The organism is Mesorhizobium sp. WSM4833 (genome assembly GCF_055811095.1).
This window is the reverse complement of sequence record NZ_JBVVQG010000015.1, coordinates 121,914-145,205: the sequence shown is the minus strand read 5'-3', so window position 1 is coordinate 145,205 and position 23,292 is coordinate 121,914. Positions and strand designations below refer to the sequence as shown.

Here is a 23,292-nt window from a genome sequence, read left to right as displayed (position 1 = left end):
GAATAGGGGAATAGGGGAATAGGGGAATATGTTGCGCTCTTAGCCCGGCCGGCCAAATCTTTTTGCTTTTCCCTACTCCCTTACTGCCCTACTCCCTTATTCCCCTGCGAGCAAAGCGAGCACTTATGCCTTACGACCAGAAGAAAATCGTCGAAGCCCTGCGTGCTTTCGAACGCGGCGAGATCGTCGTCGTCATGGATGATGACGGGCGCGAGAACGAGGGCGACCTGATCGTCGCCGCTGTCCACTGCACGCCCGAAAAGATGGCGTTCATCGTTCGCCACACCTCCGGCATCGTCTGTACGCCGATGCCGCGCGAAGAAGCCAAGCGGCTGAACCTTGCCCCCATGGTCGCCGACAACGATTCCGCCCACACCACCGCTTTCACCGTCAGTGTCGATTTCAAGCATGGCACCACGACCGGCATCTCGGCCGAAGATCGCACTTTGACCGTTCGCAATCTTGCCAACGGCAATGTCGGTGGCTCGGATTTCGTCCGGCCCGGCCACATCTTTCCGCTGATTGCGCGCGAAGGCGGCGTGCTGATGCGCTCAGGCCATACCGAAGCAGCGGTCGATCTGTGCAAGCTCGCCGGCCTGCCGCCGGTCGGTGTCATTTCCGAGCTGGTCAATGATGACGGCACCGTCAAGCGCGGTCCGCAGGTGCAGGCTTTCGCCGAGGAGCATGGCCTCAAGCAGGTTTCGGTCGCCGACCTCATCGCCTACCGGCAGCGCAAGGAAACGCTGGTCGAACGCGTCGCCTGCTCGGAAATCGACACGCTCGGCGGCAAGGCACAGGTCTTCACCTACACGCTGCCGTGGGACTCCATGCATCACGTCGCCATCGTCTTCGGCGACATTCGTGACGGCGAGGACGTGCCGGTGCGTCTGCATTCCGAGGATGTGGTGACCGATGTCTTCGGCACCAGCCACCGGCTCGACGCCATCATGAAGACAATGGGCGAGCGCAGGCGCGGTGTCATCGTCTATCTCAGAGAAGGCTCCGTCGGCGTTGCGCATCAGGAGCGCAAGCGGCCGGCAAGCGGCGACCGCGAGGATCACGAAGAGGCGCGCCGCCGCGAAAACGAGTGGCGCGAGATCGGGCTAGGCGCCCAGATCCTCAAGGATCTCGGCATCTCCTCGATCAACCTGATCGCCTCGCGCGAACGCCACTATGTCGGCCTCGAAGGTTTTGGCATCCACATCGCCAAGACGGAGATCCTCTGAGCCTCCCGCCGATCCGGTTGCCGGAGAAGACGGATGAATGCGTCTCTGCCTTCCAGCCAGCGCAGCGAGCGGCTTTTGCTGCGCCGCCCAGAAGAGGCTGATCTGGATTTCCTGATCGACCTCTTTTCGCGCCGGGAGCTTGTTGCTCATCGTCCGGACCCTGTCCCGGATACAGCCCAGCAGAGCGCCGCGCGGCTGACGCGCGACATCGGTCATTGGGACAAGCACGGCTTTGGCCGCTGGGCGGTCGAGGCGGACGAAAAGCTGGTCGGCTTCGGCGGCGTCACGGTATCGGCGGATTTCGACGGTCTGAACCTGTCCTATCATCTTCATCCGGCGAGCTGGGGACATGGCTATGCCACGGAATTGGTGACGGAAGCACTGCGCACCGCGTTCGGCCCCTTGCGTGCCGATCGGGTTGTCGGCCTCGTCCGCCCCGCCAATCCGGCTTCGCGACGGGTGCTGGAGAAATGTGGCTTCGTCTTCGAAAAAGAGGTGATGTTGCATGGGGCGCCAACGATAGTTTTGGCATTGGCGCACCCAAGAAGAGTCAATATTTCAGGCCCGGCCGCCTAGAGCGGCGCGCCCGGCCTAAGGCCCGGGCGCGCCGGAACTATTCCGCAGCAATCGCGGCTGCTTCGCATCCGTCCATCTCGCACTCAGCCGTGGCAAGGCTGCGCTGGCCAAGCAGCACCGTGGCCAGCGCGATCGTGCCTGAAGCCACAGAGACCCAGAACCCGTTCTGGGCACCGAACGCATCGACCACCGCGCCGGCCGCGAACGAGCCGAGCGCCATGCCGATGCCGATGCCGGTCATGACCCAGGTAATGCCTTCGGTCAGCATCGCCTCCGGCACATGCCGCTCGATCAGGCCGAAGGCGGTGATGAAGGTCGGCGAGATCGCCACGCCGCTGATGAACACAGTCAGCGCCAGCAGTGGCACGGTGTCGGCGGTGAGCGGCAACAGCGTGCCGAGCGCGACGAGGGCGACTGCGATGGCCAACTGGCGTTGCAGCGGCGCCTTCAGGCTGAGCGCGCCGACGATGATGCCGAGCACGAACGATCCCAGCGCGTAAACGCCGATGACAAGGCTGGCGGCGCCGGGCTGGCCAAGCTCCTTGGTGATCGCCACGGTGCTGACTTCCGTCGTCGCGAAGGTCGCGCCGATGAAGATCAGGGCGAAGGTGATGATCTGAACCGGCCGCAGGCGGATCGCCGAGCCGCTTGAGCCATGGTCCACCGGCCGCACTTGCGGCTCCGTCGAGCGTTGCAGGATGAAGGCCGCTGATCCGAATGCGAGAAATAATGTGCTCACCAGAACGCCGGCTTCCGGGAACAGGGCAGCACTGAGACCGACCGATAGCGATGCCCCGGCGATATAGACCAGTTCATCGGCCGCGGACTCGAAGGCGAATGCGGTGTTCATCTGCGGCCGTCCGCGGAAAATCTCTGTCCAGCGCGCCCGCACCATCGCCGGCATGCTTGGCATGGCCGCGGCCAGTAGGGCCGACACGAACAGCGTCCACACCGGCCAGTCCTGGTTGGCCGCCGCTATCAGGACGGCGAAAGCCAGCACCGCGATGATGGTGGTGGGCACGACGATCCGTGTCTGGCCCAGGCGGTCCACCAGTCTCGATATCTGCGGCGCAACGAAAGCGTTGGCCAGAGCGTATGTTGCCGAGACGGCTCCGGCCAGCCAGTATTCGCCACGCGTCTGCGACAGCATCGCCACGATGCCGATGGGCGCCATGGCGATCGGCAGGCGCGCCATGAATCCGGCGGCCGCAAAGCCCTTGGCTCCGGGGGCACGAAAGATTTCCGAATAGGGATTTTGCATGGGTGGTTCCTCGACAAAGGACGATTCGGCAATTACATACGAAGCGTATGATTGTTAAATAGAGCATACGCCGCGTATGTCAATTGGCATACGTTACGTATGTGAATAGGGCCAGAAGCCATGCACAGACCCCGCAAGGAGATGATCGCCGAGACGCGCGCAAAGCTGATCGCGGCGGCCCGCCATGCCTTCGGCACAACAGGCTATGCGGAAGCCTCGATGGATGATTTCACCGCTTCGGCCGGGCTGACGCGCGGCGCGCTCTATCATCATTTTGGCGACAAGAAGGGGCTGCTGCAGGCGGTCATAGCCCAGATCGACGGCGAGATGGCGGCGCGCATCAATGAGGTCGCGTCGAGAGCGCCGACCCGCTGGCAGCATTTCGTCGACGAGTGCTCGACCTATATCGAGATGGCGCTGGAGCCGGAAATCCAGCGCATCATGTTCCGGGATGGCCCGGCCGTGCTGGGGGATCCAGCGCAATGGCCGAATGCCAGTGCGTGCATCGTGTCAATGACCGACCATCTGACCGCGCTGCAGGAGGAGGGGGTCGTTGTCTCGAGCCTCGACCCCGAGACGGCCTCGCGACTGATCAACGGAGCGAGCAGCCAGGCAGCGCAACGGATCGCCAATTCGGACGACCCCGAAGCGACGTCCAAGAAGGTGGTGACGGCGTTCAAGCAACTGCTCGAAGGCCTGCTCAAGAAGCCGGATCCGCAGTCGAATTGAGTTCCCACCGGAGCTTTCGTGCCGGCATCTGTTCCCGATAGGAATTTTTTCTTGACACCTGCCCTCAGCTAAGGTACATATTCGTCCATGGTGCTGATTTGCGCCGGTGACCCGCCGCACAGGCGGGTTTTTCGTTTGATGCTCCGTCAGACAACGCGCCGGCGAAAGGCTGCGAAAGAAAACCGTTGCCCCGAATTCGTCGCGCTTCGGCGTCAGGGGCCGGCAATTGACAATCGCCGGGTTGAGTTCATCCTCTTCCACCATCTCTGAGGCGGAGATTCGGGGCACATGTGGGATTTCGAGATCGGCCGGTCGGTGTCCATCATGATGCGGACCTGGCCGTTCATCGTCTTTCGTATGATCGTCTATTTCGGCATCACGCTGGCCTACATCATGGCGACCGGCACCGGTGCCTCGGTCGGCTATGGTGTCGGCCATATCTCCACCGATCCCGATGGGCCCATGTCCTTTGCCCTGTGGGGCGGCGTGGTCGGGTTTGGCATCGTCTCGATCGCGGTCTACTGGATCCGCGAATACATCCTCTATATCGTCAAGGCCGGCCACATCGCCGTCATGGTTCATCTGATCGACGGCCGCGACATTCCCGGCGGTCAGGACCAGATCGCCTACGCCAGGGATGTCGTGACCCAGCGTTTTGCCGAGGCCAATATCCTTTTCGTCGTCGACCAACTCGTCAAGGGTGCCATCCGCGCCATCACCGGCCTGCTCGGCGGTATCGCCGCCTTCCTGCCGATACCGGGCCTGAGCGGCCTGGTCTCCTTCATCAACACGGTGATCCGCCTGTCGCTGACCTATGTCGACGAGATCATCCTCGGCTACAACATCCGCATCAATTCAGCCTCACCCTTCGAGACGGCGCGCCAAGGCGTCGTGCTCTATGCCCAGAACGGCAAGGTCATGGTCAAGAACGCCGTCTGGCTGGCGGTCATCATGTGGGGCGTGTCGTTCGTCATCTTTCTGATGATGCTGGCGCCTGCCGGCGCCATTCTGTTCCTGATGCCCGGCCAGCTCGCCGGCTGGGCCTTCGTGCTCGCCATCGTCTTCGCCTGGGCGTTCAAGGCGGCCTTCATCGAGCCTTTCGCCATCGCTTGCCTGATGCAGGTCTATTTCAAGACCATCGCGGGCCAGATGCCGGATCCGGCCTGGGACGCCCGGTTGGCCGAGGCGTCGTCGAAGTTCAGGGAGCTCAAGGACAAGGCGCTCGCCTCCTTCGGCGGTTCGCGCTGGGGTACGGCCGGCGCCACACCCTGATCGGCCGGGCAGGTGGTGTCTGGTGCGGCAGAAACGGTGTTGAGGCGCGCCACGGTGGACTTCAGCTGTGTCTCGCCTTGCCCGGAAAACGTCTCGCTCATGATCAGTTCCGGCAGCGGCAGCCGCCGTCCCCAACCATGCGTTTCAAGGTCCGGTTTGGAAGCGAACTCGGAAACACGGCCGACGCAGAGATAGGCGATTGGCGTTACGTGATCCGGAATGGCCAACAGCCGCTTCAGCGCCTCAGCCTCGATGATGCTCACCCAGCCGACGCCAACGCCCTCGGCACGCGCGGCCAGCCAGAAATTCTGCACTGCGCAGACGGTGCTGTAGAGATCCATCTCCGGATTGTGCCAGCGTCCCAGCGGCGAACCTTTCGAGCGCTGCCGGTCGCAAGTGATGCAGATGTTGAGCGCGCTTTCGCAGATGCCTTCCAGCTTGAGCTTGCGGTACAGCGCCTGTTTTTCCGCCTCGATCGCCGGCAGTTCCTGCTCGCGCGCGGCCAGGAACAGGTCGCGCACCCTTTCGCGTCGCTCGATGTCACGAATGACAATGAAATTCCATGGCTGCATGAAGCCGACCGATGGCGCGTGATGGGCGGCAAGCAGCAGCCGCGCCAGCACGTCGTCATCGATCGCGGTGGGCAGGAAATGGCTGCGCACGTCGCGCCGCGTGAACATGGCGCGATAGACCGCATCGCGCGCATTCTGGTCAAATCCATCGTCAATGGCAGCGGTCATATGTTCCGGCATCGCTTGTCCCCTTGCGATTGCAGATTCAAAACGGTCAGAGCGTACGTTGTGCGTCCAAATGGACGCACGTCGCTCTGATGTCATCCGCCTGACCATGCGGATGACGATGCCTGCCAGGCCGGTCTTCTGGCTTGGGATCAACCCGCGTCCGGTGCCTTCCCGTCATCGACAGTGGCATTTACCGGCGCGGTCCCCCTCACAGCGTTGGGCACGCCACGGAATTCAACCGTGTTCCCGATTCTCCCGCTTGCGGCGGGCACCAGGCAGTGCCAAGGACTTTACGCCGAAGCGCCGGCGAGGCCAATGCCTGCGGCGACACGAATGGACGCAGGCGCGATTTTCCCCAGTCATCGGCCGGCCGTGCATGGCCTTTGTCGATCCGGGTCACTAGATTAGGACGATGACCACCCGTCTCTACACGCATCCGATCTTCCTCGAGCATCTCACGCCGCCCGGACATCCCGAGCGGCCCGACCGCCTGCGTGCCATCGAGCGCGTGCTCGATGAGGAAGCCTTTGCCGGGCTCGATCGTATCCAGGCGCCGGAAGGCGACGAGGCCACCATCCTCTACGCGCATCCCGCCGATTTCGTCGCCCGCGTGCGCGCCGCCATTCCCGACGAGGGGATTGCCCGCATCGATGCCGACACCACTGCCAGTCCGAAGAGCTGGCAAGCGGCGATCACCGCGATCGGCGCCGCCAACGCCGCCGTCGATGATGTCTTTTCGGGCCGCGCCGACAACGTCTTCGTCGCCGCCCGGCCGCCCGGCCATCATGCCGAAAAGACCACGGCCATGGGCTTCTGCCTGTTCAACACGGCGGCGATCGCGGCGCGTTATGCGCAGAAGAAACACGGTGTCGAGCGCGTTGCCATCGTCGACTGGGACGTGCATCACGGCAATGGCACGCAGGATATTTTCTGGGACGATCCCTCGGTGCTCTATTGCTCGACACACCAGATGCCGCTTTATCCCGGCACCGGAGCGAAGACCGAAACGGGCGCCGGCAACATCGTCAACGCACCGCTGGCGCCGCAGACCGGCAGCGAAGTGTTTCGCGATGCCTTCCTGTCGCGCGTCCTGCCCGCGCTCGACAATTTCGCGCCCGACCTGATCATCATTTCGGCCGGGTTCGACGCGCACCACCGCGATCCGCTGGCCGAGATCAATCTGACCGAGGATGATTTCGATTGGGCGACCGGCCAGTTGATGCAGCGCGCGGCACGCCACAGCGGCAACCGGCTCGTCAGCCTGCTCGAGGGCGGCTACGATCTGCAGGGATTGGCATTTTCGGTCGCCGCCCATGTCGGGCGACTGATGAAAGGATGAATGATGGCTGGTGAGACCAACGAAGACGTCAAGGCGATGAGCTTCGAGCAGGCACTCGATGCGCTGGAGAAGATCGTCGATGATCTGGAGCGTGGCGACGTGCCGCTCGACCAGTCGATCAGGATCTATGAACGTGGCGAGGCGCTGAAGGCGCATTGCGACCGGCTGCTGAAGGCCGCCGAGGACAAGGTCGAGAAGATCAGGCTGTCGCGCGACGGCAAGCCGGTTGGAACGGAGCCCCTCGACGCGGATTGAGGCCGGTCCGAACGATGGCCTCGCCTCACCGGTTTTTGGACATGATCATGATCGAGGCTATAACTCGTTGCGATTGAAACAGCTCAAGGACAAGAGGAGATACGGAAGCGATGTGCAGAAACATCAAGACCCTGTTCAATTTTGATCCGCCGGCAACCAATGACGAGGTGCGCGACGCGGCCCTTCAGTTCGTCCGCAAGCTGAGCGGAACGACGCGACCCTCGAAGCAGAACCAGCACGCCTTCGATCATGCCGTCGACGCCATCGCGGCCTCGGCGCGCGAACTGCTCGATTCCCTGGAAACCCATCAGCATCCGCGCAATCGCGAAGAGGTGGCGGCCAAGCTGCGGGCAAAGGCGGCCATCCGCTTTGCCTGATGCGGCCAGGCGGCCTTCGACCACCGACAAGGAGAGTCCATGAGCTTCTTCCCCGGGAAAGACCCTGAGGTGGGCGATGCGTTCGCCAGCGATCAGATCGAATTGATGGTCGTTCCGAACGCCAAGGACATCGGTGGTTTTCAGGTGCGCCGTGCCCTGCCAACGGCAAAAAGGCGGTTGGTCGGTCCGTTCATCTTCTTCGACCGCATGGGTCCCGCGATCCTGCGGGCCGGCCAGGCGCTGGACGTCCGTCCGCATCCGCATATCGGACTGTCGACGGTCACCTATCTGTTCGACGGCAAGATCCGGCACCGCGACTCCCTCGGCACCGAAATGGTCATTCAGCCCGGCGACGTGAATTTGATGACCGCCGGCCGCGGCATCGTCCATTCGGAGCGTACGCCGGAGGAACTGCGTGGCGCGCCGATGTCGGTATCCGGCCTGCAGACATGGCTGGCGCTGCCGGACGACAAGGAAGAGGTGGCTCCTGTGTTCGAGAACACAGGAGCGGTCAGGCTTCCCGAGATTGATGCCGAAGGCGTCAACGGGCGCCTCATCATCGGCGATTTCCAAGGATTACGGTCCCCGGTCAGGGCCGATTCGGAGACGCTCTACGCCGACCTGCGCCTGGCGCCCGGCGCCAGCGTGAAAATCCCTGCCGATGCGGAAGAGCGCGCCATTTACACGCTGGAAGGCGAGGTCTCGATTTCGGGCGATGTGTTCCCAGCCGAACGGCTGCTGGTGTTCCGTCCCGGTGACGAGATCGTCGTGTCGTCGCAGACCGGGGCGCATTTCATGCTGTTCGGCGGCGCCTCTCTTGGTTCGAAGCGTTACATCTGGTGGAATTTCGTCTCGTCGTCGAAAGAGCGTATCGAACAGGCGAAAGAGGAATGGAAGACAGGCCGCTTCGACATCGTTCCAGGAGACGAGGAAGAGTTCATTCCGCTGCCGGAAAGCTGATGCCTGTCGCCCAAAGTGGCCCGGTTTTGGGGAAACGACCTGCATAGAAGCAAAAGACCACAGTCTGATCCGCGTCACTGACACGCATTTACTTTCGCCGGCCGGCGGCCTATTTCGCCCATCAACCGAAAGCCTGAGCACCGTGAACGCAACGCCGCATACGCCGCTTCTCGACAAGGCCCGCATCCCGGCCGACCTGCGCATGCTTGCCGAGAGTGAGCTGCCGCAACTGGCGTCCGAGCTTCGCGCCGAACTGGTCGACGCGGTATCCCGCACGGGTGGTCATCTGGGCGCCGGCCTTGGCGTGGTCGAGCTGACGGTGGCGCTGCACTATGTCTTCAACACCCCGGACGACCGGCTGATCTGGGATGTCGGCCACCAGGCCTATCCGCACAAGATCCTGACCGGCCGCCGCGACCGTATCCGCACGCTGCGCCAGGAAGGCGGCCTATCCGGCTTCACCCGCCGCGCCGAGAGCGAGTACGATCCATTCGGCGCTGCCCACTCCTCGACATCGATATCGGCCGGCCTCGGCATGGCCGCGGCCCGCGATCTCTCCGGCGGCCGCAACAATGTCATCGCCGTCATCGGCGACGGCGCCATGTCTGCCGGCATGGCCTACGAGGCGATGAACAATGCCGGCGCGCTCGATGCACGGCTGATCGTCATTCTCAACGACAACGACATGTCGATCGCGCCGCCAACCGGCGCCATGAGCGCCTATCTGGCGCGGCTGGCCTCCGGCAAGGCCTATATCGGCCTGCGCGATTTCGGCAAAAAACTGACGTCTTATCTCGGCAAGCGTGCGGATCGTGCGATCACAAGGGCGGTCGAGCATGCACGCGGCTACGTCACCGGCGGCACGCTGTTCGAGGAACTCGGCTTCTATCACATCGGCCCGATCGACGGCCACAATCTGGAGCATCTGATCCCGGTCCTGAAAAATGTCCGAGACAATGGCGAAGGCCCGGTGCTCATCCATGTCGTCACCCAGAAGGGCAAGGGCTATGCGCCGGCGGAAGCCGCCGCCGACAAATATCACGGCGTCAACAAGTTCGACGTCATCACCGGCGCGCAGGCCAAGGCGCCGGCCAACGCACCGGCCTACACCAAGGTGTTCGCCGAAAGCCTGGTCCAGGAGGGCCGCGAGGACGACCGCATCGTCGCCGTCACCGCAGCCATGCCGAGCGGTACCGGCCTCGACCTGTTCGGCGAAGCGTTCCCGTCGAGGACCTTCGATGTCGGCATCGCCGAACAGCACGCGGTGACCTTCGCCGCCGGCCTCGCCACCGAAGGCTACAAGCCGTTCGCGGCCATCTATTCCACCTTCCTGCAGCGCGCCTACGACCAGGTCGTCCACGACGTCGCCATCCAGAAATTACCGGTGCGCTTTCCCATCGACCGCGCCGGCTTCGTCGGCGCCGATGGCGCCACCCATTGCGGCGCCTTCGACACCACCTTCCTGGCGACACTGCCGGGCTTCGTGGTGATGGCGGCGGCCGACGAGGCGGAGCTGCGCCACATGGTACGCACCGCGGCAAGCTATGATGACGGCCCGATCGCCTTTCGCTATCCGCGCGGCAATGGCGTCGGCGTCGACATGCCGGAGCGTGGCTCCGTGCTCGAAATCGGCAAGGGCCGCATCGTCAGGGAGGGCACCAAGGTAGCATTGCTGTCGTTCGGCACACGGCTGCAGGATTGCCTGATCGCCGCCGAGGAGCTAGGGGCTGCCGGGCTCTCCACCACGGTCGCCGACGCCCGTTTCGCCAAGCCGCTCGACGAGGATCTGATCCGGCGGCTGGCCCGCTCGCATGAGGTTCTGGTGACGGTGGAGGAGGGCGCCGTCGGCGGCTTCGCCAGCCATGTGCTGCAGTTCCTCGCCCATGAAGGCCTGCTGGAAAGCGGCCTGAAGGTGCGCCCGCTGGTGCTGCCCGACGCGTTCACCGACCACGCCAAGCCGGAAAAGATGTATGCCGATGCCGGGCTCGATGCTGCCGGCATCGTGCGCACCGTGTTCGTCGCGCTCGGGCATACGGTTCGCGCCCAGCGCGCCTGAATCAAAGTCTCAGTGACTTGAATCAGTTTGCCGGCCAACGTTCTTAACGCGTTGTTTACGCTGCCGTTTGGCGCTTTGCTTACCGTGTCTCTTGGCCGTTTTTCAACCGCGCCCTGCTAGATCGTGATCAGGCAGGGAGACAGCAACAATGAAAACGCTTCTGTGCGGCGCAGCGCTTTGCGGCGTCGTCGTCGCGCCGGCCACAGCCGAAACGCGCTATGATCGCAGCCTCGAAAAGGCGGCCATGGGCATCGTCGCCGGCAAGATGGGCGACATCCGCGGCGGCTTTTCCTTCAAGCAGGTGCCGCAACTGGTGGTTCTGCCGGCCCCCGTTCCCGCACCTGCGGTTGCCATCGAGCCTTCACGCGAGCAAGCGTCGGGAGGGCGTGCGGATGGGTTGTCTCCGGCCGTCGAGCGCCCGGTTTCGCGAAGCGTATTCTGAGCTAGAGACCAGCAAGCCCTGATCGGGATTGCCCGATCGTTTCATCGTGCTTTGCCGCTGTGCGGGTGATCTAAAGGCGTCGGCACTGCTACTCCGCCGCCACCAGCTCCGCTTGTTGCGCCGGTTTCTCGGGGCGCCAGGATTGCGCCGCGTGGCGGGCGCGGTCTGCCAGGGCGGCAAGGCGTCCGCGCAGGTTTCGTCCACCCACCACTGACGACAAGATCACCGAATGCGTCGCAAAGCGGCGCTTGAAATCCTCGCCGCCGCAGAGAAAATCGATCGTGGTCAAGCCCCTGTCGAACGACCACTGGATGTAATCCATCATCAAGACCATGCCCGGCGAGGCCCGTTCGAAGGCCGGATCATAGGTGGTGACGAAAGCCATCATCGTTCCATGCTGCTCGAAATTGATCGATATGGCGATGATCTCGTCTTCGCGTTCGAGCACGAAAATGCGCAGCAACCCAAGCCCGGCCAGAACCGAGATCAGTGCCGGCAGCGCGGGGGAACCTTCGTCGAACAGGTCCGAGACGCGGCCGTGTTTTGCGAGCCATAGCCGCTTCAGCGCCGCGACGCGTTCCAGCACCGGCTCGCGGGCTTCGTGCGCATCCATCAGGCGGAAACGCAGCGCGCCGCCTTCCTCCATGAATTTGTAACCACGGCGATAGTTTTGCCGGGTTTTCTTCGACTGGCTTTCAAACCATTGTGCGCCGCGTTGTCCGGCGCTGGAAACTCGGTAGCTGACCTCGCTGCGGTGGCTCGGCTGCAAAATGCTGCCCTGGCCTGGGGCGGCGGGACCAAGCAGGGTCCGGAATCGAGCATCGGGCAACAGCCGATTGAGATACGCAAGATCGAAGCCGCCATCGTCGAGGATATGTTGCCAGAGTTGCGGCAGGATCTGTGGCTCTGCATCGGGAGCAAGCAGGACATCGCCATAGTCGCAGTGATCCTTCGCCGCCCATTCCAGCATACGGATGCCCGAGCGCCAGAAGGTCGCGAGCGCAATGACCGCCTCAAGGCGCTCGCCGCTCCAGACCAGGCCGATCCTGAGGCCGCGGCGGTCCTGATGCGGTGTGGTGTGCCACCAGGCCGAGATCCAGTCGGGATGCTGGAAAACGAGGCCGCCGGCGCGTTGCCAGAGCGCTGCCCAGGCGGGCGCGATTTCTGCCAGTCGCTCTGGCGAGGTTGCAATTTCGATCCGGTGCGCTTGCTGCATCCGGAACACGGCCGGTCCGTTCATGGCTTGCCCCCCTGCGGCGATTGCTGTGGCTCGGGCTTGTCGGCGCGGAAATGTCTGGCGATCTGCCGCCACATCCGCTGCAGCGGCATGACATAGAGGCCTGCGAGCGACTGGTAGTCGCGCACGTTGCGTTCGATCAAACCGAACTTGAAGTCCTCGTCGGGTTTCGGAACGCACAGAGTTCCGAAGAGCCGATCCCAGAACGAGAAGAGCAGCCCGAAGTTCTTGTCGTAATGGCGCGGGTCGGTGCTGTGGTGCAACTGATGCCAGTGTGGGCACAGGATCAGATTGTTCAACGGCCCAAACGAGATCTTGAAATGCGTGTGCCTGACGAAATCCATCATCAGGATGTTGCGTATGATGTAGACGTTGACGCCGAAGACCGTCAGTTCAACCAGGTTCAGCGACACCAGCGACCAGATGCCGAAGCAGATGCCGGGAATGACGCCGTCCCAGGCCCGGTTCATCAATTCGTCGAGCGGGTGGACGCGATCCTTGGTGATGCCGACCATCACCTCGGCCGAATGGTGCACCTTGTGCAGTTCCCAGAGCACCGGGTAGCGGTGCTGGGCGACATGATAGAGATAGTACGAAATGTCGTAGGCAAGCAGCATGGTGAGGGTGAAGATCGTCACCGTCACAGGCCCCGCCGGCCCCTCGATCAGAGGCGGCTGGATTGCCAGCAGCGTGGAGAGCAACCAGTTCGTCGCATAGCCGACGGCGCTGACGAAGACGACGCCGGCGGGCAGCATGAGGAATGGCATCAGCGCCTTCCGCGTCACCCAGAACAAAAGGTCGGCTTTCGCCGAAGGATGCGTGATGACCTCATGCGGGACCGCGAACTCGAAGAACTCTTTCCAGCTCTTTTTCTCGACCGTGCGCCAATAGGCGACCAGGGCACTGGCCAAAGCAGTCAGCAACAGAAGTCCGGTCGCCAGCAGGCCGGCGCCGGAAATCCGGTCAAGAACCTTGTAGACGATGTCGCTGGCCAAAGTTGCCGCCTCTTCATCCGGGTTTTCCCGTCGTCGCGGTCATAACATTGAAGTCCTCAAGCAAATGCGATGAAAATTGGTTAAGAAATCATGAGGCTTTCTAGATTGTTGGTATTTACCCGCAGGCGGTGAGACCTCATGCTTCGGCGGTCATCCGTCTCAACGGGCGTAACGCATGGGTATTCATAAGGATGGTCGGCGGGACGGGACGCCTCACCATCGTCGCCGTGCAAGATGCTGAGCGTGATGATGGGAACGGGAGACGAAATGCTTCCAGCTGGCGCTCTTGCCATCGTCGTCGGCTTTCGCCATGAAGGCCGATGAATTCGCCTCTGCCAGCCAGCGCACGCCAGCGGCTCGACGACCTGCTCGTCCAGCGCGGGCTGTTTGCCAGCCGCTCGCGTGCCCGCGACGCGGTCGAGCGCGGCACTGTGACCGTCGACGGCCTCATTGCGCGCAAGCCCGGCCAGAGCGTTTTGCCGCAATGTCACGTTACCATCGATGATCCGGCGCAAGGCTATGTGTCGCGCGCGGCACTCAAGCTGATCGGCGGGCTCGATCATTTCGGCCTCGATCCTGCCGGCCGTGAAGCGCTCGACATCGGCGCCTCGACCGGCGGCTTCACCCAGGTGTTGCTCGAGCGCGGCGTGGCCCATGTCACCGCCGTCGATGTCGGTCGTGGCCAGATGCATCCTGATATCGGCGGCGACCCGCGTGTGACGGTGATCGAAGGGCTGAACGCCCGCGACCTCGCCGTCACCGATCTCGGCGGGCGTATTCCGGATTTCATCGTCTCCGACGTCAGCTTCATCTCGCTGAAACTGGCGCTGCCGCCGGCCCTTGGTCTGGCCAAGGCTGGCGCAAAGGCCATGTTTCTGGTCAAGCCGCAATTCGAGGCCGGCAGGGAAGCGATCGGCAAGGGTGGTCTGTTGAAGGATCCCTTCGATGCCGCCCGTGTCGCCGGCCTGCTGCAGGATTGGCTGGACTCCGTTCCCGGCTGGCGCTCGCTGGGGCTGCATCTGTCGCCGATCGATGGCGGCGACGGCAATCGCGAATTCCTGCTCGGTGGGATCAAGGACCGATGAGCGCGCGCTTCAGCATCAGGAAACTTGGCGCTCAGGGCGACGGTGTCGCCGAGACCGAGACAGGCGATCTGTTCATTCCCTTCACACTGCCCGGTGAAACGGTCACCGCCGCGCGCGAACGGGATCGCGCCATGCTGATGGCGGTGCTGGAAGCATCGCCGCTGCGCATCGATCCCGCCTGCCGCCACTTCACCGAATGCGGCGGTTGCGCGCTCCAGCATTTCGAAGCCGAAGCCTATCGCCAGTGGAAGCGCGAAAAAGCGGCGCACATCCTGAAGGGCAAGGGCATCGATTGCGAGATCGGTGACCTGGTCGCCTGCGCACCGCAGACGCGCCGCCGTGTCGTGCTTGCCGCCCGGCGCACCGAGACAGGCATGCTGCTCGGCTTCCATCGCCATCTGTCGCCGGAGATCGTCGCCATATCGGAATGCCCGATCTCGCTGCCGGAGATCGTTGCCGCCCTCGATCGCTTGAAGGCGCTCGCCGAATTGGTCTGCGCAACCACCAAATCGTTCCGGCTGGCGGTCACCGTGACCGGTTCGGGGCTCGATGTCGCGGTTCACGAATCCGGCAAGCTCGGGGAGCACCAGCGCCGGATCGCGGCTAACTTCGTCATGGCGCAGGGCTTTGCCAGGCTGTCCATCGATGACGAAATCATCATCGAGCCGAAAAAGCCGGTGGTCATGTTCGGCAGCGTCGCTGTCGCCTTGCCGCCGGGCGCGTTCCTGCAGGCAACCGAGGCCGCCGAACAGGCGATGGCCGACATCGTCGGCGGACATCTGAAGCGTGCCAAGAAGGTGGCGGATCTTTTCGCCGGTTGCGGTAGCTTTGCTCTGCGCCTGGCCGCGAAGTCGGAAGTCCATGCGGTGGAAGGCGATGCGGCAGCGCTTTCAGCGCTCGACCGTGGATCGCGCTTCGCCACCGGCTTGAAGCGGGTGACGGGCGAACGCCGCGACCTGTTCCGCCGGCCGCTGACGTTCAAGGAGTTGAATGCGTTCGACGGTGTGGTGTTCGACCCGCCGCGCGCCGGCGCCGAGGACCAGTCGAAGCAGATCGCCCGCTCGGATGTTCCCTACGTTGCTGCGGTATCCTGCAATCCGGTGACGCTGGCTCGCGACCTGCGCACCCTCATCGACGGCGGCTACGCCTTGAAGAGCGTGACGCCGATCGACCAGTTCCTGTGGTCGCCGCATGTCGAAGCGGTGGCACTGCTGGAGAAGCCGAAGTAGCGGCGATAGCCTGGAGGCTTCGGCCCTACGAACTTGGCGACAGTCGTTTCGACGTGCCGCCGCGTTGGTTGATCGACACCCAGGTGTTTGGGTTCTGCTGCCACTGGCGTTTCACGAAGTAATAGCCCGTCGCGTTCCAGGGCCTGATCTCATTGACCAGATTGTCCAGGACAAGATCGCCCTTGTCGGTTTTCACCGTCAGAATGGTGTGGCCTTCATTGTCCAGGTCGCGCACCACGGTCATCAGCAACGCCTGCCGGGGGAATCCCGCTGCCAGAAGAAGCTTGCGCTTGTAGAGCGCGTAGATCTTGCAGTCGCCCTTGCCGTCCACCGGATAGTCCCAGTGATCCGCCATCGTACCCCAGTGATCGAAATTGCTGACGGGTTTGATGGCGCTGTTCGCCTTCTGATTTATCCGTTTGAGGATGCGTAGGTTCTGCGCGGTCAGCTTGATATTCGCCGCCGGCAGAGCGGGCACCTTGCACTCCTTTGGCCGGCGATGGCAGAAATCGACCCAACCGTAGGGGACGCTGGTGCTTCCACCAACTGCGGCAGATTGCGTCGATCGCGACTTGAACAATGTCGACTGTGCCGCCGCCGGACTGGCTTGCAACGATGTCGCGCCAATCAACGAAACGAAGCCAAGCAGGAAAGAGGAGGTCAGGACGCCGGGGAAATGCCGCATTGCCAACACCACCGCAACCAGAGGGCCGGCACTGCGTTCGTGCGGAAACGGCAGCCCAGGCAGTTAAACACCTAACAATTTCCTAATGCCGATTGTGTTCACTTCAAGGTGCAGCCGGGGAATTCAAACTGGAAAACGCAAGCATCAGCGGGCGCATTCGGTCTGACTCGACCATCAGGGCGCCAGCGACGGACCTTTGTCATGCTTCCTGCAAGCTGTCATATCCCGCCGTCTTTGCAGCCTTGAGGAAATTACGATCAAAGGTTGCAAAGCCAGCGCCATGAGCTGATTTCCCCAGATGCAGAGCATCTGCGAAATCCATTCCCTTCTTCGCGAGGTCGAGTGCGGACGACACCACCGCGCTGTCCGCGACCTCTACTGTTGGGAGCCCGCCAAATGTCCGCAGCGCGATGTCAGGCGCCGCATAACCGTAGCGCCGGCGCAGCTCTCATGATGGCGCTCTCGGGTGCGCTCGTCGCCTGGATTTTGCGAAAGATCGCTCGAACCGGGCTATTGCCGTCCTATGCACTTGGCATCGCGGCCATGACGTTTGTCGCAGCTGCGCTGTATGTCTCCGGCCATGACGGGACCGTCGACTACCTGAGTGCTTGGGTCAAATATGCGATCGGTGGCGTCATCGCCTTCCTGATTCTCTACACGACTTCGCGCCGGTCTATCGGCAAGGCATAACGGCCCGGCCAGTTGGGCCGTTCGCTCAGACCCGCGTGCCGCCCACCGTCATCTGGTTCATGCGCAGATGCGGCTGGCCGACGCCGACCGGCACGCCCTGTCCGGCCTTGCCGCACATGCCGATGCCGGTGTCGAGCTCCATGTCTTTGCCGATCATCGAGACGCGATGCATGGCGTCCGGACCGTTGCCTATCAGCATCGCGCCCTTGATCGGCTGCGTCACCTTGCCGTTCTCGATCATGTAGGCCTCGGTGCAGCCGAACACGAATTTGCCCGAGGTGATGTCGACCTGGCCGCCACCGAAGGAGACGGCATAGATGCCGTTCTTGACCGAGGCGATGATTTCGTCCGGCTCCATGTCGCCCGCCGTCATATAGGTGTTGGTCATGCGCGGCATCGGCTGGTGTGCGTAGCCTTCGCGGCGGCCGTTGCCGGTTGCCTTCATGCCCATCAGCCGGGCGTTCTGGCGATCCTGCATGTAGCCGACCAGCTTGCCGTCCTCGATCAGCACATTGCGGGCCGAAGGCGTGCCTTCGTCGTCGACTGTCAGCGAGCCGCGCCGCTCGGGCATCGTACCGTCGTCGACGACGGTCACCCCCTTGGCGGCGACCTGCTGGCCGAGCAGTCCGGCGAAGGCCGAGGTCTTCTTGCGGTTGAAATCGCCTTCCAGCCCATGGCCGACGGCCTCGTGCAGCATGACGCCCGGCCAGCCGCTGGACAAGACGATGTCGAAAGTGCCGGCCGGCGCCGGTATCGCCTCGAGATTGACCAGGGCTTGCCTGAGCGCCTCCTTGGCGGCGTGCTTCCAGCTGTCCTCGACCAGGAATTCGCCAAACGCCTTGCGGCCGCCCATGCCGTAGGAGCCGCTCTCCTGGCGGTCGCCATTGCCGACAACGACGGAGACGTTGACGCGGACAAGCGGGCGGATGTCGCGCACCATTTGGCCGTCGGCGCGCACGATCTCGACATGCTGCCAGGATGCGGCGAGCGATGCCGAAACCTGCCGCACGCGTGGGTCCTCGGCGCGCAGCCAGGCGTCGATTTCCTGCAGGAGCTTTGCCTTGGCCTCGAAGGAGGGCGAGGGGATCGGGTTCTCTTCGCCATAGAGATGGCGGTTGGTGCGGGCGGGTGCGGCGGCAAGCGTGCCGGAATAGCCGCCCTTGACGGTCGAAACGGCATCGGCCGCGCGCAGCAGCGAAGCTTCGGAGAGTTCGCTGGAATGGGCATAGCCGCTGGCTTCGCCGGCAACCGCGCGCAGGCCAAACCCTTGGTCGGTGTTGAAGTTGGCGGTCTTCAGCCGGCCATTGTCGAACATCAGCGCTTCGCTCTCGCTGTATTCGAGGAACAGCTCGCCGTCATCGGCGCCGTTGATAGTTTCGGCGACGATCTGCTTGATGCGATCGTCTGAAATGTCGAATTGGCCGATCAGGCTGTTCATGGCGCGTCCGTTCACAGGAGGAATGGGTCTTTGCCACGATGTAGGCGCGAAGGTGCGCCGAGACAATCGCTCAGCCGCATTGTGAAGACAAAAGCGGTTTGCCAGCAGACCGTCGACGTCACTTCTGGTTGATGAAGCCGGTGATGTCGCCGGACTTTCAGGGGAGGGCGGCGAAGCCGTCGGCAAAACCCTTGAGGTCGACCGGGATGCCGATGCCTTCTTCCGGGGTCTGGAAGACAATGAAGGTGGCCGACGTGCCGGTCTTCAGCGTGTCGAGAAGCGGCTTTTCGAGGATAACCTCGGCATAGCAGCCGTCCTGGAAACAGCGCACGAAATAGGCGCGACCGATGTCCTTGCCGTCGACATTGAGGCCAAGCCCGTTGGGCAAAAGCACGCCGAGCGGCGCCAGCACGCGCAGGATCTCCGCCTTGTTGTCGGCGGTGCGCAGCACGACGACCGATAGTCCCATCTCCGGACGGTCCTCGGCGACGACGTTCTGCATCATCACGCATTGTTCCGAGGTGGCACCGGCCGGCGTGTCGCAGATGATCGACCATGCGCCATGCGTCGAGCGAACGGTACCGCTCGGTTGCGCGGCGTTCGCCGTGCCGGACACGATCGCGGACAAGCCGATGCCAGACAGGGCGGCGAAAAAGATGACCTTCGCCCAGTTTCTCGAAAACCGAGAGTTTCTCGAAAGCCAGTAATTCATGACGGCTCCATTGCGAATCACGGCACTTTAAGCCGCGCCAAAGCCAAGTAAAGGACGAGACCGCACCAGGTCTGCCCCGAAAAAGCCAATACGGCGCTTTTCCCTGCCAATTTCGCCCGAATTGCGACGTTCGGCACGTGCGGCCCGCGGGAATGCCGCTGTGGGTTCAATGTAGGCGATTCGGGGCTGCCGCGGCTGCCTCCAAAGGCACATCCGGGCTTGCGCGCAAAAATGCCGCACGGTTTCGTCCGCTCCTTTCTTGCGGAGGGAAAAAGAGTATGGTTTGAACCAGCTTGAAACTGTCGGGATTCCCGTCCCGGCATTGTTCGTTATTCTCGTGGGTACCACAGCGAGGAACTGGGAGACGATGAGGGCGATGAGAAATTTCCTGGCAAACGCCAAGGTTCCAGCAAGTGCCAAGTTTCTAAGTGCTTGTGCCGCTATCACGTTTTTCGCCGGCGCATCCGCCCATGCCGACCAGCCCAAGAACTGGGAGACAACCTTCCAGGCGCCGGCGACCGACATGATGCGGCAGATCGAGTGGTTCGGGAACTACACGATGTGGTTCATCGTCCCGATCACCATCCTGGTGCTGATTCTTCTCGCCTATTGCATCATCAGATTCCGCGCGAGCGCCAACCCGGTTCCGTCCAAGACCAGCCACAACACGTGGATCGAGTTGATCTGGACGATCGGACCTGTCGTCATCCTGCTCCTCATCGCTATCCCCTCGTTCCAGCTGCTGACCGCGCAATACACGCCGCCGGAAGAAGCAAAGCTGACCGTCAAGGCGACCGGCAACCAGTGGAACTGGGACTACGAATACCAGACCGACAACACGCTCTCTTTCAACTCCGCGATCCTCCAGGACGCCGAACGCGCCGCTGCCGGCAAGGAGGACCGCAAGGTCTACCCACGCCTGCTGGCCGTCGACAACGAGCTGGTCGTGCCGGTCAACACCATGACCCGCGTGCTCGTCACCGCGACCGACGTGATCCACTCCTTCGCCATGCCGTCGTTCGGCATCAAGATAGACGCCGTTCCGGGTCGCACCAACGAGACCTGGTTCAAGGCGGAGAAGGAAGGTATTTTTTACGGCCAGTGCTCGCAGCTCTGCGGCAAGGACCATGCCTTCATGCCGATCGCCATCCGCGTCGTCTCCGATGCGCAGTTCAAGACCTGGCTGGCGGCAGCCAAGACCGATCTGCCCGGCGCCAACAAGACGCTGATGGCCGAGGTCGACGGCCAGAACAAGGTAGCGGCCGCCGGCAACTGATGCCGCGGGTTAGCAAGATTTAGGGAACGGAGCGGAACATGGCAGACGCTGCAGCTCACGACGGGCACGACCACAAGCCTTATCACGGCTGGGTGCGCTGGGTTTATTCGACCAACCACAAGGACATCGGCACGCTCTACCTGATCTTCGCGATCATGGCCGGCATCATCGGCGGCGCCTTGTCGGTCGCCATCCGCATGGAGCTGCAGGAGCCTGGCATCCAGATCTTCAGCGGTCTGGCGCAGATGGTCTACGGCATGAACGGTGACGCCGCGATCGACGGCGGCAAGAGCATGTACAATGCCTTCGCCACCGCGCACGCCCTGATCATGATCTTCTTCATGGTCATGCCGGCGCTGATCGGCGGTTTTGCCAACTGGATGGTCCCGATCATGATCGGCGCGCCCGACATGGCGTTCCCGCGCATGAACAACATCTCCTTCTGGCTGCTGCCGCCGGCCTTCATCCTGCTGCTCACCTCGATGTTCATGCCGAGCGCTCCGGGTGCCTATGGCGTCGGGGGCGGCTGGACGCTTTATCCGCCGTTGTCGACCTCGGGCCAGCCCGGGCCGGCCATGGATCTGGCGATCCTGTCGATCCACATTGCCGGTGCCTCGTCGATCCTCGGCGCCATCAACTTCATCACCACCATCTTCAATATGCGCGCGCCTGGCATGACGCTGCACAAGATGCCGCTGTTTGCCTGGTCGGTGCTGATCACCGCCTTCCTGCTCCTGCTGTCGCTGCCGGTTCTGGCCGGCGGCATCACCATGCTGCTCACCGACCGCAATTTCGGCACCACCTTCTTTGCGCCCGATGGCGGCGGCGACCCGATCCTGTTCCAGCACCTGTTCTGGTTCTTCGGTCACCCTGAAGTGTACATCCTGATCCTGCCGGGCTTCGGCATCATCAGCCACGTCATCTCGACCTTCTCGAGGAAGCCGGTGTTCGGTTACCTCGGCATGGCCTACGCCATGGTGGCGATCGGCGCCGTCGGCTTCATCGTCTGGGCGCACCACATGTACACGACCGGCCTGTCGCTCGATACGCAGCGCTATTTCGTCTTCGCCACCATGGTCATCGCGGTGCCGACAGGCGTGAAGATCTTCTCCTGGATCGCGACGATGTGGGGCGGGTCGATCTCGTTCAAGACGCCGATGCTGTGGGCGCTGGGCTTCATCTTCCTGTTCACCATAGGCGGCGTCACCGGCGTCCAGCTGGCCAATGCCGGCCTCGACCGCTCGCTGCATGACACCTATTTCGTCATCGCCCACTTCCACTACGTGCTGTCGCTGGGCGCGGTGTTCGCCATCTTCGCCGGCTGGTACTACTGGTTCCCGAAGATGACCGGCTACATGTATTCGCCCGTCATCGCCAACACCCACTTCTGGGTCACCTTCGTCGGCGTGAACCTGATCTTCTTCCCGCAGCACTTCCTCGGTCTCGCCGGCATGCCGCGCCGCACCATCGACTACCCCGATGCGTTTGCCGGCTGGAACTATGTGTCGTCCATCGGCTCCTACATCTCGGCCGTCGGCGTCCTGATCTTCCTCTATGGCGTGTTCGAGGCCTTCCAGAAGAAGCGGATCGCCGGCGCCAACCCATGGGGCGAGGGCGCAACGACGCTCGAATGGCAGCTGCCTTCGCCGCCGCCCTTCCACCAGTGGGAACAGCTGCCGAAGATCAAGTAAGGCGGCTGCCCGCTCGAATACGAAACCGCCGGTCCGCCGGCGGTTTTGGCCAACGGATGATGGACTTAAGTACGCATGGCCCTTGTCGACGACCCATTGATTGACGAAGCGGGCTTTCGCATGTCGGAAGCGACGGCGGGCGATTTCTTCGCGCTGCTGAAGCCGCGCGTCATGTCGCTGGTGGTGTTCACCGCCTTTGTCGGCCTGGTCGCCGCACCCGTGACCATCAACCCTCTGCTGGCGGTGATCGCCATCCTGGCTATTGCGATAGGTGCTGGCGCCTCCGGCGCACTCAACATGTGGTACGATGCCGACATCGATGCCGTGATGACCAGGACCGCCAGCCGCCCGGTCCCGGCCGGTCGCATCCAGCCGCACGAAGCGCTGACCTTCGGGCTGGTGCTGTCGGTGCTGTCGGTGATGACGCTCGGCGTGCTGGTCAACTGGCTGGCGGCGACGCTGCTGGCCTTTACCATCTTTTTCTACGCCGTCGTCTACACGATGTGGCTGAAGCGCTGGACGCCGCAGAACATCGTCATCGGCGGGGCCGCCGGTGCCATTCCGCCCGTGATCGGCTGGGCCGCGGTGACCGGGACGGTCAGCCTCGAAAGCGTTGTCTTGTTCCTGATCATCTTCCTTTGGACGCCGCCGCATTTCTGGGCGCTGGCGCTTTTCAAATCCGAGGACTACGCCAAGGCCGGCATTCCGATGATGCCCAACGTCGCCGGCCACGCTTCGACGCGCCGCCAGATCTTCGCCTATGCGCTGGTGCTTGCCCCGGTCGGCGTGCTGCCGTGGATGCTCGGCTACACCACGCCCTTCTATGGCGTGGCCGCCCTGTTGCTCGGGGTCGGTTTTGCTTGGTACGCGTGGAAAGTGCTTGGCATGGCCGACGATGACCGCGTCATGAAACCGGCCAAGGCCCTGTTCGCCTATTCGCTGCTTTATCTCTTCGCCATCTTCGCTGCCTATCTGGCCGACAGCGTTGTCGAACGCGCGCTTGCCATGGGTGGAGCATGAC

Annotated in this window: 23 protein-coding genes, 1 pseudogene and 1 riboswitch; of the genes and pseudogenes, 16 read left to right on the top strand and 8 right to left on the bottom strand. The window is 62.9% G+C overall.

All coding sequences use genetic code 11. The annotated features are described in order from the left end of the window. The first annotated feature begins 125 nt into the window (after nt 1-125). Entirely contained in the window at nt 126-1,226 is a 1,101-nt protein-coding gene (gene ribB / locus AC0L2D_RS26005; protein WP_013532799.1) for a 3,4-dihydroxy-2-butanone-4-phosphate synthase, read from the top strand. Nucleotides 1,227-1,259: 33 nt separating this feature from the next. Continuing rightward, nucleotides 1,260-1,802, top strand: coding sequence for a GNAT family N-acetyltransferase (locus tag AC0L2D_RS26000; RefSeq protein ID WP_027164158.1), 543 nt, complete (start codon nt 1,260-1,262; stop codon nt 1,800-1,802). 37 nt (nt 1,803-1,839) lie between these two features. Here the strand turns inward: AC0L2D_RS26000 and AC0L2D_RS25995 are convergent, their stop codons facing one another. After that, nucleotides 1,840-3,063 (bottom strand): MFS transporter, encoded by a 1,224-nt coding sequence (locus AC0L2D_RS25995; RefSeq protein ID WP_027164157.1) that lies wholly within the window; start codon nt 3,061-3,063, stop codon nt 1,840-1,842. A gap of 120 nt (nt 3,064-3,183) precedes the next feature. On the opposite strand from AC0L2D_RS25995, the gene AC0L2D_RS25990 reads away from it, so the two are divergent. Both AC0L2D_RS25990 and AC0L2D_RS25985 read left to right on the top strand, forming a co-directional pair. Then, the gene (locus AC0L2D_RS25990; RefSeq protein WP_013532796.1) at nt 3,184-3,792 is read left to right on the top strand and encodes a TetR/AcrR family transcriptional regulator; all 609 of its coding nucleotides are present in this window, start codon (nt 3,184-3,186) and stop codon (nt 3,790-3,792) included. A gap of 288 nt (nt 3,793-4,080) precedes the next feature. Beyond that, nucleotides 4,081-5,064, top strand: a complete 984-nt coding sequence (locus tag AC0L2D_RS25985; protein ID WP_027164156.1) for a hypothetical protein — start codon at nt 4,081-4,083, stop codon at nt 5,062-5,064. 122 nt (nt 5,065-5,186) lie between these two features. Here the strand turns inward: AC0L2D_RS25985 and bluB are convergent. After that, nucleotides 5,187-5,804: pseudogene (bluB, locus tag AC0L2D_RS25980) on the bottom strand (5,6-dimethylbenzimidazole synthase); the annotation flags it as partial. A gap of 111 nt (nt 5,805-5,915) precedes the next feature. Then, nucleotides 5,916-6,095: riboswitch (cobalamin riboswitch) on the bottom strand. A gap of 121 nt (nt 6,096-6,216) precedes the next feature. Here bluB and AC0L2D_RS25975 point away from each other — a divergent pair. The 6 genes from AC0L2D_RS25975 (at nt 6,217) to AC0L2D_RS25950 (ending at nt 11,233) form a co-directional block, all read left to right on the top strand. Beyond that, on the top strand, nt 6,217-7,143 hold the full coding sequence (locus tag AC0L2D_RS25975) for a histone deacetylase family protein (protein WP_063167671.1): 927 nt from the start codon (nt 6,217-6,219) through the stop codon (nt 7,141-7,143). Nucleotides 7,144-7,146: 3 nt separating this feature from the next. Further along, nucleotides 7,147-7,398 carry an exodeoxyribonuclease VII small subunit gene (locus tag AC0L2D_RS25970; RefSeq protein WP_013532792.1) on the top strand — a complete coding sequence of 84 codons (252 nt, stop codon included), beginning with the start codon at nt 7,147-7,149 and terminating at the stop codon, nt 7,396-7,398. 110 nt (nt 7,399-7,508) lie between these two features. After that, a complete protein-coding gene (locus AC0L2D_RS25965) occupies nt 7,509-7,775 on the top strand; it encodes a DUF2277 domain-containing protein (RefSeq protein ID WP_013532791.1) in 267 nt (88 codons plus the stop codon). A gap of 39 nt (nt 7,776-7,814) precedes the next feature. Next, nucleotides 7,815-8,735, top strand: a complete 921-nt coding sequence (locus AC0L2D_RS25960) for a pirin family protein (RefSeq protein WP_064995138.1) — start codon at nt 7,815-7,817, stop codon at nt 8,733-8,735. A gap of 142 nt (nt 8,736-8,877) precedes the next feature. After that, complete coding sequence (dxs, locus tag AC0L2D_RS25955; protein WP_013532789.1) at nt 8,878-10,791, top strand: 1-deoxy-D-xylulose-5-phosphate synthase; 1,914 nt, start codon at nt 8,878-8,880, stop codon at nt 10,789-10,791. A gap of 148 nt (nt 10,792-10,939) precedes the next feature. After that, the gene (locus AC0L2D_RS25950; protein ID WP_473543031.1) at nt 10,940-11,233 is read left to right on the top strand and encodes a hypothetical protein; all 294 of its coding nucleotides are present in this window, start codon (nt 10,940-10,942) and stop codon (nt 11,231-11,233) included. Between the two features lie 88 nt (nt 11,234-11,321). Here AC0L2D_RS25950 and AC0L2D_RS25945 read toward each other — a convergent pair whose 3' ends face one another. After that, a complete protein-coding gene (locus AC0L2D_RS25945; RefSeq protein ID WP_013532787.1) occupies nt 11,322-12,473 on the bottom strand; it encodes a GNAT family N-acetyltransferase in 1,152 nt (383 codons plus the stop codon). Beyond that, nucleotides 12,470-13,465, bottom strand: a complete 996-nt coding sequence (locus AC0L2D_RS25940; protein WP_337122659.1) for a sterol desaturase family protein — start codon at nt 13,463-13,465, stop codon at nt 12,470-12,472. The genes AC0L2D_RS25945 and AC0L2D_RS25940 overlap by 4 nt, the downstream gene beginning before the upstream one ends. A 320-nt stretch (nt 13,466-13,785) precedes the next feature. Between AC0L2D_RS25940 and AC0L2D_RS25935 the strand changes: the two genes are divergently transcribed. Together AC0L2D_RS25935 and AC0L2D_RS25930 are read left to right on the top strand one after the other, a co-directional pair. Next, on the top strand, nt 13,786-14,550 hold the full coding sequence (locus AC0L2D_RS25935; RefSeq protein WP_473543028.1) for a TlyA family RNA methyltransferase: 765 nt from the start codon (nt 13,786-13,788) through the stop codon (nt 14,548-14,550). Next, nucleotides 14,547-15,779, top strand: a complete 1,233-nt coding sequence (locus AC0L2D_RS25930) for a class I SAM-dependent RNA methyltransferase (protein ID WP_473543026.1) — start codon at nt 14,547-14,549, stop codon at nt 15,777-15,779. The genes AC0L2D_RS25935 and AC0L2D_RS25930 overlap by 4 nt, the downstream gene beginning before the upstream one ends. Nucleotides 15,780-15,804: 25 nt before the next feature. On the opposite strand, the gene AC0L2D_RS25925 is transcribed toward AC0L2D_RS25930, so the two are convergent. Both AC0L2D_RS25925 and AC0L2D_RS25920 read right to left on the bottom strand, forming a co-directional pair. Then, a complete protein-coding gene (locus AC0L2D_RS25925; RefSeq protein ID WP_473543025.1) occupies nt 15,805-16,464 on the bottom strand; it encodes a transglutaminase-like cysteine peptidase in 660 nt (219 codons plus the stop codon). 199 nt (nt 16,465-16,663) lie between these two features. Then, nucleotides 16,664-16,786, bottom strand: a complete 123-nt coding sequence (locus AC0L2D_RS25920) for a PIN domain-containing protein (protein ID WP_281039798.1) — start codon at nt 16,784-16,786, stop codon at nt 16,664-16,666. 74 nt (nt 16,787-16,860) lie between these two features. On the opposite strand from AC0L2D_RS25920, the gene AC0L2D_RS25915 reads away from it, so the two are divergent. Further along, nucleotides 16,861-17,154 carry a hypothetical protein gene (locus AC0L2D_RS25915; RefSeq protein WP_473543023.1) on the top strand — a complete coding sequence of 98 codons (294 nt, stop codon included), beginning with the start codon at nt 16,861-16,863 and terminating at the stop codon, nt 17,152-17,154. A gap of 25 nt (nt 17,155-17,179) precedes the next feature. Here AC0L2D_RS25915 and tldD read toward each other — a convergent pair whose 3' ends face one another. Both tldD and AC0L2D_RS25905 read right to left on the bottom strand, forming a co-directional pair. Continuing rightward, nucleotides 17,180-18,592 carry a metalloprotease TldD gene (tldD, locus tag AC0L2D_RS25910; protein WP_473543021.1) on the bottom strand — a complete coding sequence of 471 codons (1,413 nt, stop codon included), beginning with the start codon at nt 18,590-18,592 and terminating at the stop codon, nt 17,180-17,182. Between the two features lie 157 nt (nt 18,593-18,749). Beyond that, nucleotides 18,750-19,304, bottom strand: a complete 555-nt coding sequence (locus AC0L2D_RS25905; protein WP_013532781.1) for an invasion associated locus B family protein — start codon at nt 19,302-19,304, stop codon at nt 18,750-18,752. Between the two features lie 376 nt (nt 19,305-19,680). On the opposite strand from AC0L2D_RS25905, the gene coxB reads away from it, so the two are divergent. From coxB to AC0L2D_RS25890, 3 genes are all read left to right on the top strand, one after another. Continuing rightward, nucleotides 19,681-20,580 (top strand): cytochrome c oxidase subunit II, encoded by a 900-nt coding sequence (gene coxB, locus AC0L2D_RS25900; RefSeq protein WP_013532780.1) that lies wholly within the window; start codon nt 19,681-19,683, stop codon nt 20,578-20,580. A 38-nt stretch (nt 20,581-20,618) separates the two neighbouring features. Next, on the top strand, nt 20,619-22,271 hold the full coding sequence (gene ctaD / locus AC0L2D_RS25895) for a cytochrome c oxidase subunit I (RefSeq protein ID WP_013532779.1): 1,653 nt from the start codon (nt 20,619-20,621) through the stop codon (nt 22,269-22,271). A gap of 75 nt (nt 22,272-22,346) precedes the next feature. After that, nucleotides 22,347-23,291, top strand: coding sequence for a heme o synthase (locus AC0L2D_RS25890; protein WP_024503612.1), 945 nt, complete (start codon nt 22,347-22,349; stop codon nt 23,289-23,291). The last annotated feature ends 1 nt before the right edge of the window (nt 23,292 follow it).